Origin of the sequence: Grimontia indica, from assembly GCF_000333895.2 — a bacterium.
GTDB classification, from domain to species: Bacteria; Pseudomonadota; Gammaproteobacteria; order Enterobacterales; family Vibrionaceae; genus Enterovibrio; species Enterovibrio indicus.
Genome location: NZ_ANFM02000089.1, coordinates 1 through 3,123, shown reverse-complemented (window position 1 = coordinate 3,123; position 3,123 = coordinate 1). Strand labels below are relative to the sequence as shown.

General features: G+C 47.6%; 1 protein-coding gene. It reads right to left on the bottom strand.

Going from position 1 to position 3,123, the window contains the following annotated elements; genetic code table 11:
- Nucleotides 1-3,123 (bottom strand): cadherin-like domain-containing protein (locus D515_RS24860; protein ID WP_039850744.1); only part of this gene is annotated, 3,123 nt, incomplete at both ends.

The window sequence follows — 3,123 nt, the reverse complement described above, 5'->3', positions numbered from 1 at the left end:
CCCACATCCATGCTGAACGTCGGATTGTTGAGGTCAATTTGAATGGCTTCAGAAACATCATACTGATGGTTGTGTTCAATTTGGTGTGACGCACCTGTGTGCTCAGGGCGTGCAGTATCTGCCACACCAATACCCGTGCTGTGAATGTGCTCAGAGCCTTCCGTGACTAACTCGCCGTCTTTAACGCGTTTACCGTCATCACCAATTTTGAGGGCTTTGATGGTGAAGTACTCATTCCCATCGAGGTTCTGCCATCCGTCAGCACTGCTGGTTGTGAACGCAGAGGTGAGGCCATCATTATCCGCATAAACGGCATTCACAATGATCGGCACGTTGGCGATGTTTGAATGGCTGATACCATCAGTGACCTGATAGCTGAGGTTCACCTGTCCGCTATAGTCAGGGTTAGGGGTGAAGATGATGCTTTCCAGCGACTCGCCATCTTTCAGTTGGTAGTCTTTCGATACGGTTTTCGTTTCGCTTTCAGACACTTTCACAACAAGCTCAAAGTCACCCGCGTTAGGGTCATCAAGCTTGAGGCTACTTAAGACGATCTTAATCGCATCATTCTTATCGGTATCAGAGGCATTGCTGAGGATAAGGTTTGCGGGGATAGTGACGATTTGCCCCACATCATTGTTGGTCCAATACGCTTCACCGGTATCTGGGTTGTTCAAATTGTCCCCAGCTTGAGGCGCATCATTCTTACCATCAATCGTGATTGTTGCCGTGGTCGGCGTGCGAGAGATTTCTGTGTCGCCTTCATACTCAACAACATCGTAGGTATAGGTGATGACTTCTTTCTCTCCCTCACCAAGGTACTGATAGGCACTTGGATCTACTTCAAGTTGACCATCGACCACTTTAACGCCATCGGCTTTGCCGCTTGAAAGCTTGATGTTCTCAGCTTTTAGCTGGTCGCCTTCATCACCGTCACTGCTGTTTGCTAGCGGGTCAACAACAAACTTCTGGTCGTCTTCATTCGCTTGCGCGGTGACCTTTTCGACGATAGGGGCTTCGTTAACACCCAGAATAGTGATTTTGACGTCAGCCGTATCAGTGTCACCTTTAGCGTCTTTGATGGTGTACTCAAAGTCGAAAGATTGCGCATCCCCTTTCTTCAGAGATACCTGGTCTTTGGCATCAAATTCAAAAGTACCGTCAGCTTTTATACGCAGGATACCTTCAGGGAACTCAACCGTTGCGAAGCCAGTGTCGATGTCAAAATTAAGGTCTATGCCGTTAATCTGCGTGACCGTGAAACTATGACCTTCTGGGTCACTATCATTGTCTAACAATGAACCTTGTGCCGTTGAAGTTGAATCCAGTGTATTGGTTTCAGTGACCTTGTATTGCTCTGTATGTATAGAAATAGATGTAATGGTGAAATCCGTCGAGTCACCACCATCTCTATCGCCATCATTCTTGCGTTCAGCAGACTCAAGAACGACACGGTCAAAAGGAACATCCGAGCTGATATTGATGATACCGGTGTGTCCCTCATCAAATGAGAAGGTCACTTCATCAACTAACACATCACCGTCGTAGATCAGGTATTTACCGACTTCACCACCGTTTTCTGTAGCAAAGAGCCTCGCAATGCCCACATCCATGCTGAACGTCGGATTGTTGAGGTCAATTTGAATGGCTTCAGAAACATCATACTGATGGTTGTGTTCAATTTGGTGTGACGCACCTGTGTGCTCAGGGCGTGCAGTATCTGCCACACCAATACCCGTGCTGTGAATGTGCTCAGAGCCTTCCGTGACTAACTCGCCGTCTTTAACACGTTTACCGTCATCGCCAATTTTGAGGGCTTTGATGGTGAAATATTCATTCCCATCCAGGTTCTGCCAGCCGTCAGCACTGCTGGTTGTGAATGCAGTTGAGAGTCCATCGTTGTTCGCATTCACTTCATTGACGTAGATATGGATATTGGCCGGTTCGAGTGATTTATTAGTTCCATCTGTCGCAAAGTACTCAATTTGAACTGGGCCGTTGAATTCTGAATTAGGTGTAAATACGAGCCCTTCGCCATCGTCACTCAATGCAATAGAACCGGCTTCGCTTGGTACTAGGGTAAAGCTCTCTAAGTCATCTTTGTTCCAGACAGAAACAGTGTCACCGTCGTCTTTATCGGTATCGTTTTTCGTAATGTCGTTAAAGGCAATTAAGATGCCGTTTGTATCGCTGTTGTTCACCCAGTAGCTGTCGCCACCGTCATAGTCATCGTTTGCAACAGGCGGATTGTCGTTGTCCAGTATCGTTGCAGAGTCGGATAGTTGATTACCTGACTTCGCCAAAGCAACGTCTGTATTCACATTTAGCGTGACTGATTCAGGACCTTCAAATTCACTATCATCTTTGGTGTTAATGATGACGCTAAAGTTCGTATTATTGCCCGCAAGTGTCAGGTTGTGGCCTTGGTTAAAGAAGCTAGCAATGTCATTAGGATCTGTAATTTCATCGCCATTCACGCTGATAGACGTGATGTCAGTAATATTGAAGTCATCGTTGCTTTCAAGCTTGAGCGTGTAAGTGACTTCGCCTTTAACTTGATTACCTAACGTAACGTTAAATGTGGCCGAGTTTCCTTCATCGGTATCTCCGAGACTTTTGACGTTCAACGTTGGACGATCATCATTACCACCGTCAATGTCATTGTTGCCACCCAGTTTACCGTCATCAGACACGATAGCGTTATCTGTAGCCAGCTTACCGTCGGTAATGCCGCTCACCCCTTCAGACGGGGTAACAGTGACCGAAAATGCTTCGTCGCCTTCGTAGTCCGTATCTTGATGAGTAGTAACCGAAACATTGAGCTCAGTGATCCCAGCAGGAATGGTGTAATCGCCGTTGCTGTCTGCCGTGATCACCTCGGTCTTGCCGTTCAGCTCGTACGAGACGGTCATGTCGCCCAGATCATCAGCGTCGGTGTCGATATCAGTCAGGGACAGTTTGACTTTGACGCCGGTCTCAGCAGCTTTGTTGAGGGTTACGGTAAAGTTGGCACTGTCACCTTCGCTGACTTGTGCTTGTGGGCCTGTAATAGATACGGTCGGGCGGTCATCGCCACCAATTGGCGGTGGGTTAGCACCCGTGCCATCGTCAGCGATGGTGGCT